Here is a 6,000-nt window from a genome sequence, read left to right as displayed (position 1 = left end):
ATCTATATTTTCTTCTTGAAACTACAATTTAAAAGTTTACCCTAAGTACAATTGATCACTTCTCTGTCAGTCTGAGCCTGTCGAAGACTTCCATCTTTAATTTAAATCTTTTTTTCTGTGACACACTTCAACAAGCTCAGTGTGACAACAGAGTTTCCAATTGGCTGTATTAAATTAATCATACGTTCAACATTCCTGAAATTAATCCTCTTGCTACCAAGTCTCCGTCCTCGTTGAGCATTTTTACATTACATTTTAATTTATTGAATCGAAATACTTCCTTTTCTGAATGTACTTGGACTTTTTCGCCGGGTAAAACCGGTAAATAAAAATCCATTTGATGCGAGGTCAAGACTATTTGTGGTTTTTGTGACTTCTTTAATTCATCTTTCACCAAATAAATGCCCAAACAAACCAAACCAATTTGTGCCATACATTCCGTAAGAATCACACCCGGCGTTATTGGGTTGTCCTTAAAATGTCCTTCATAAAAAAACTCATCGTTTTTAAATGTATAGTGCCCAATAATCTTGTTTTCAGTAATTGAATCAATATCATCAACAAACAAAAACGGTCTTTGATAAGGTAATAGCGCTATAATCTCGGATGCCTTCATTTTATACCAAATGTTCTCCCCCATCCACCGGAATTACCGTTCCCGTAATCCATGAGGCTTCGTCCTTTGTTAGTAAATAAACTACGTTGGCCACATCCTCCGGAGTAGTCAAACGTTTATTTGGATTTCGTTTTAAGGTATATTTAATAATCTGTTCACTGCCAGGAATCATGCGCAACGATGTGGTGTCCGTTACCCCAGCTTGAATGCAATTGGCCTTAATTCCGTAAGGTGCAAACTCCAATGCCATGTTTCTGCTGATGGCCTCTAGCGTTACCTTGGCTGCCGAAACGGCGGCATAACTCTGCCAAGCTTTGGAATTGCCCTCGCTCGTAAAACTTAATACTCGGGCATCTTCTGCGAATAGTTTTGCTTCAAAAATTGATTTGGTCCAGTCGTACAAACTAATCCCCATGGCCTGTATGGTCAATATGAAATCATCGTGCTGTAGTTCCGCTTTTTCGTCAGAAACCATAGGTTTTAGATTCCCTTTCGCAACACTGTGGACGAGTACTTTTATTTTTTGATTTTCGCCTAGTATTGATTTCAATTCTTGTACAATGGCCTTTCTTTTCTGTTGATGAAAAGCATCACTGTTAAAAGCCTTGAATCGTATTCCTTCTTGCTCTATTATTTTAAATTCTTTGGAAATAGCTTCTTCTTGCATTCTAGGATTACGGTGTACAACACAAATGTTCATGCCATGTTTGGCCAATTTTTTCGCTGTTGCCAATCCTAGGCCGCTGCTACCACCAAGCACCAAGGCCCAATAATTTTTATCTTTAAATTCTGTAGTCATAGTTTATCTGAAAATGAAATGCTTCGACAGGCTCAGCATGACAAAATAGTTATTTTATCACCACTCCAATAATATTCTCTGAGCAGAAAAACCAGGGCCAAAACTGAGCATAATGCCTGTATCCCCTTTTGGTAATTTCCTATCCATAAATCGTTCTAAAACATATAGCACTGTGGCACTGCTCATATTGCCGTACAGCCTTAAAACTTCTTTTGTATCGTCAATATTCTTGCCTAAATCACCGAAAAGATCTTCAACCGTTTGGACAATTTTCTTGCCCCCTGGATGAAATACTAAATGATCAACATCTTCAATGGTTAGGCCATTTTTCTCTAAAAAGGGATGAATAATATTCGGAAAGTGATCTTCAATGGTCTGGGGAACGGATCGGTCCAAAACCATTTGTAGCCCGGTATTCCTTAATTTAAATCCCATCATATGCTCTGCATCATAAAAGTGGTACATGGCTTCATCCTTGATTTCTGGACCAACCTCATCCTCGTGAGAGGATAGAATAACACTCGCACAACCATCACCAAATATGGCTGCACTCACAATGTTGACCATCGAATAATCATCGAGTTGAAAGGTTGCGGTTGGCGACTCAACAGCAATAACAACAGCCCTTTTGTTGGGATTGGCCTTTAAAAAATTCTTAGCATATAAAATCCCTGAAACGCCTGCGGCACACCCCATCTCGGTTACTGGCAACCGAACAATATCCTGTTTTAGCTTTAGACGATTGATCAAATAAGCATCCAAAGAAGGAATCATGATACCTGTGCAACTCACCGTGATGATATAGTCCAAATCTGTTGGTTCCAAATTGGCTTTATCCAAGGCTTTCAACAAACTTTTCTCTGCCAGTTTAATGGATTCTCTAACGTAAATGTCATTTTTTTCTTCAAACGAAGTTTTTAAAAACACTTCCTCTGGGCTCATTATGGAATAACGCCTGTCAACAGCCGCATTCTCGAAAATCTTGAGGACTTTGCGTTTAAAACGTTCTTCTTGTCCTTCGAGCCAAAGTGCTACATACGGTAAAATATCTTTGGTTTCTCTGGTATATTTTGGAAGTTGCTTTGCGACCGATGTTATTCGTACTGCCATATTAATTTCCTGCATAGACAGGAATCTTTTTTGTTTCCTATTTTGAGACGCTTCTATAAGCTCAGCGTGACAATTTTATTCTAAATTAACTCCTAATTAGCCATTGGTAGCGGAATGCCCATTTCCAACAAATTTGTGATCTAAGGTTCAGTTGCTTTGAAATGTTTTCTAATTCTTCCCGCTTAAATGCCCTTAAAATAGAGGTTAATCCATCTTCTACAATCATATGGTTGGAAATGACCAGGCCCAATAATTTAAATAATCCATAAGCAATGCTGTTGCGGTGTAGATCATTGATAACGATGCCAAGCTTTGTCTTTGATTGTATGGTTTTTAGTAGGGTATGGATTTCATCTTGATTCAAATGATGCAAAAACAAGGTGGAAAGCACAATGTCATAATCCAAACTTTGAAATTCATCGGAAAAAACATCCAGCTTTTTAAATGATAGTTCATCATACCCTTCAGATAATTCCACGGCATAGTCAATGGCATCTTGGTTCGCATCAATACCGATGAGATTGAACGAATACTTGTGTTTTCTCCCATAATCCGCAATCAATCTTAGTATATCACCATGACCACAACCTAAATCCACAATGGTATAGGTTTTATCTTTGGGTTGATTTTTCAGCAATTGGCGTAGACCATCCAAGGTCACATGATTTCCACCAAGCCATTTATTTATTTTACCCAGCTTATCCAACGTATCTCGAAGCAATTCACCCTTCATGGAAAAATCATCCATAAGCTCTGTGGCATTGCTTCTGTATGTGGTGTCTACAAATAAGTTCATTAAACTTTCATGGGCTTTCCGTGTGTCATTCTAATAATTAGCGGTATCAAAAAAGGTGTGCTCCTTAAAACTACCAGTAATTTTGGTGCCAACCAATCTTGTCTGAATAAATAGGCAATGCCATGGCCGACTTTTAATCTTAAACTGAACGTTTTGTTCCAGACTTTGGCATATTTTCGCTCTAATGCCGCTCGCGTATCTATTTTATTTTGAAGATAGTCAATAATAAGACCTGATGCTAATTGTGCACTCCGTATCGCCATAGCCATTCCGTTTCCACATAGTGGATGAATCATTCCTGCCGAATCACCGCACATGATCATATGGTTTTCAATGGGATTTTTGGTCGCAAAGGAAATTTGACTGATGGTCAACGGTTTATCGAATTCAGCATTTGAATTCTGAAATAGCTCCTTTAAAGCAAGGTTTTTAAAGATAACGTCATTTTGAAAGGCATCAATGTCCTTATAGCGTTTAAATGCCTTGTAGTTGGTGATGTAACATAGATTAATGTGGTCGTTCTCAACTTTGGATACACCACAATAACCCCCTTTAAAATTGTGAAGTGCCACTTTATTTTCAGGAAAATCACCTGACACATGAATTTTTACACCCAGGTATGGAGATTTTTCGGTGATGAACGAACGCTGAAGCTTAGTATCCAAATTGGATCGTTTCCCAAAGGCACCAATAGTGATTTTTGAAGTAAAACTTTGACCTGATTTAGTTTGAACGCTAAAAACGTCATGTTCAAATATCACATCGTCCACAGTATCCTTTACTACTGAAACCCCTTGTCTTAATGCCAATTTATATAGCTGAAAATCCATTTGGTATCGGCTCATTCCGAATCCACCAAGGGGCAATTCAGTTTGTATGGTTTTGTTGTTGTGTGTGGTAAGTTCAAAATTGGTGATGCGCTTTGCCCCAAATTCAAAAGGGTTGAAGCCTAAATATTCCAAATAGGGCAAAACTTCGTTTGATACATATTCACCACAGACCTTGTGCTTGGGAAAACTGTTTTTTTCAATGAGAAGCACCTTGAAATCATTTTGCGCTAGATGAATGGCGCTGGTTAATCCGGCTAAACCGCCTCCGATAATAATTACATCAAATTGTTGGCTTGTCATTTAAAATCCTTGATAATGAACCACACCAATATTAAGTAACCTAACCGAATTACAGACCGTTTATGATAATCTATTTTCGTAGACTTTCAGATTAATCATAAAATATTTAATCACTATCCATAACAAATTGGGCACTAAAATGTGTAGGGATGATCGAACCATCTATAATGATCAGGCTATGGAGATGATTAATACCAGAATGGTCAAGCAAACTGAAATGAAAAGAGTTGTTGAGTTAAAAGTGCTATATAACCAGTTGTGCGCCAATCTAAATCCAAGTTTCATGGAATTGTTATCATAGTAATTGTATTGGTATTTTTCAATCATTAGGTATCTGTAAAACCCTCTGATACTGCCCACTACAAAGTGAATTAGAATAAACTTGACAATTAAATACTCCATGTTCAGATTCAATGATGTTGTTTTATAGAATTAGAAATCGATAGGACATACTTAAACATAGGGTTTAAGTTCACTATCCAAATAAACCAATTCATTTGCGGCAGGGTTGTTTGAGATGGCACAGTAGTAGACCTTTCGGACATACAACTGCACAACAAGTACAACACTGGGCCTTACTTTTGCGAAGACAAGGTCTCCTTTTTTATATCTATGCGTTTTGGCATTCTTTTCCATAGCTTCCGTATTTTGTAGAGGTGAGCGGATTATGTGCTCTTCACGGTAACACATAACATTTTGAACTTATGGTTTGCTTCAATGGAACTGGGTGTATATGCAGGTATCAATAAGGAATCTCCGCTCCCCATAAAAGTGGAATTCCCGTTTATGACCACCTCGGCCTTTCCTTCAATAACATGAATGAATCGAGTAAACGGCGATTCATCATGGGACAATACCTTGCCAAAATCAAATGCGAATGCCTGTATAACACAGTTGTTCCGAACACTTATGTTCTTTATTACGATGGCATTGGTGCTATATTCCAATAGCGCTTCCAAATTAAAGGTCTTGGACTCCTCAAATTCACCTGTCTCCATAATCTATGCTGGGGTTGTTGTGCTTCTTTTTTCTATTGCAACCTATTTTTAGCATCACGCATTGCCTTTTTGGCCGCTTTCTTCTCTTTAGCAGTTTTTAAGGGGGTCGTCTTGTCAGATTTTCGCTTACCTTCTTTTTCTTTGGACATCGTATATTATTTAAGTTATCATTACTTTATGGTAATGTGCTGGCCAGCAAGATCATTGCTAAAAAAAGAATGAAATAGATTGCACATTTTCGCATCAGGGTATTGATTTATCATTAATTGTTGGGCTCTTTCCTTAGTTTGGGATTTCAAAAATCTTGAATTATGGAGGCTATAGTCTTTTTGGAAGTTTGACGCTTCGTTTTAAAAAGGGCAGTGTTTTTTAGTTCCTGCCCTTTTCTGAGCTTCCAAAAAAATTCAGAAGCATTTCTCCGCCGGTCAAACCGGTACTATTTTTAAAAAAAAACAGAACATTCCACCATTTCTCAATGGTTCCATCAGTCTTACTTGTTCTTAAGTAAACCAGGGCAGATTCTTGTCCGTTTTTTGTCCTATCTTGACCGC

General features: G+C 37.8%; 7 protein-coding genes. All 7 read right to left on the bottom strand.

The genetic code is table 11. The features are described 5' to 3' along the window. Window positions 1-178 precede the first annotated feature (178 nt). The 7 genes from A7D14_RS06650 to A7D14_RS06620 all read right to left on the bottom strand — a co-directional run bounded on the left by A7D14_RS06650 (window position 179) and on the right by A7D14_RS06620 (window position 5,449). Window positions 179-616, bottom strand: a complete 438-nt coding sequence (locus A7D14_RS06650) for a 3-hydroxyacyl-ACP dehydratase FabZ family protein (protein WP_067031784.1) — start codon at window positions 614-616, stop codon at window positions 179-181. A 1-nt stretch (window position 617) separates the two neighbouring features. Beyond that, window positions 618-1,415 carry an enoyl-ACP reductase gene (locus tag A7D14_RS06645; protein ID WP_067031781.1) on the bottom strand — a complete coding sequence of 266 codons (798 nt, stop codon included), beginning with the start codon at window positions 1,413-1,415 and terminating at the stop codon, window positions 618-620. A 57-nt stretch (window positions 1,416-1,472) separates the two neighbouring features. Further along, window positions 1,473-2,525, bottom strand: coding sequence for a type III polyketide synthase (locus tag A7D14_RS06640; protein WP_067031796.1), 1,053 nt, complete (start codon window positions 2,523-2,525; stop codon window positions 1,473-1,475). A gap of 85 nt (window positions 2,526-2,610) precedes the next feature. After that, on the bottom strand, window positions 2,611-3,321 hold the full coding sequence (locus A7D14_RS06635) for a methyltransferase domain-containing protein (protein ID WP_067031778.1): 711 nt from the start codon (window positions 3,319-3,321) through the stop codon (window positions 2,611-2,613). Further along, window positions 3,321-4,451: an NAD(P)/FAD-dependent oxidoreductase gene (locus A7D14_RS06630; protein ID WP_067031775.1), complete on the bottom strand. Its 1,131-nt coding sequence runs from the start codon at window positions 4,449-4,451 to the stop codon at window positions 3,321-3,323. The genes A7D14_RS06635 and A7D14_RS06630 overlap by 1 nt, the downstream gene beginning before the upstream one ends. 453 nt (window positions 4,452-4,904) lie before the next feature. After that, window positions 4,905-5,087 (bottom strand): hypothetical protein, encoded by a 183-nt coding sequence (locus A7D14_RS06625; RefSeq protein WP_067031793.1) that lies wholly within the window; start codon window positions 5,085-5,087, stop codon window positions 4,905-4,907. A 29-nt stretch (window positions 5,088-5,116) separates the two neighbouring features. Beyond that, window positions 5,117-5,449, bottom strand: coding sequence for a cupin domain-containing protein (locus A7D14_RS06620; RefSeq protein WP_067031772.1), 333 nt, complete (start codon window positions 5,447-5,449; stop codon window positions 5,117-5,119). Window positions 5,450-6,000 lie beyond the last annotated feature (551 nt).

Origin of the sequence: Allomuricauda sp. CP2A, from assembly GCF_001683915.1 — a bacterium.
In the GTDB taxonomy this organism is placed as follows: domain Bacteria; phylum Bacteroidota; class Bacteroidia; order Flavobacteriales; family Flavobacteriaceae; genus Flagellimonas.
The sequence above is the reverse complement of the archived record's forward strand: the minus strand, read 5'-3'. Positions and strand labels throughout refer to the sequence as shown.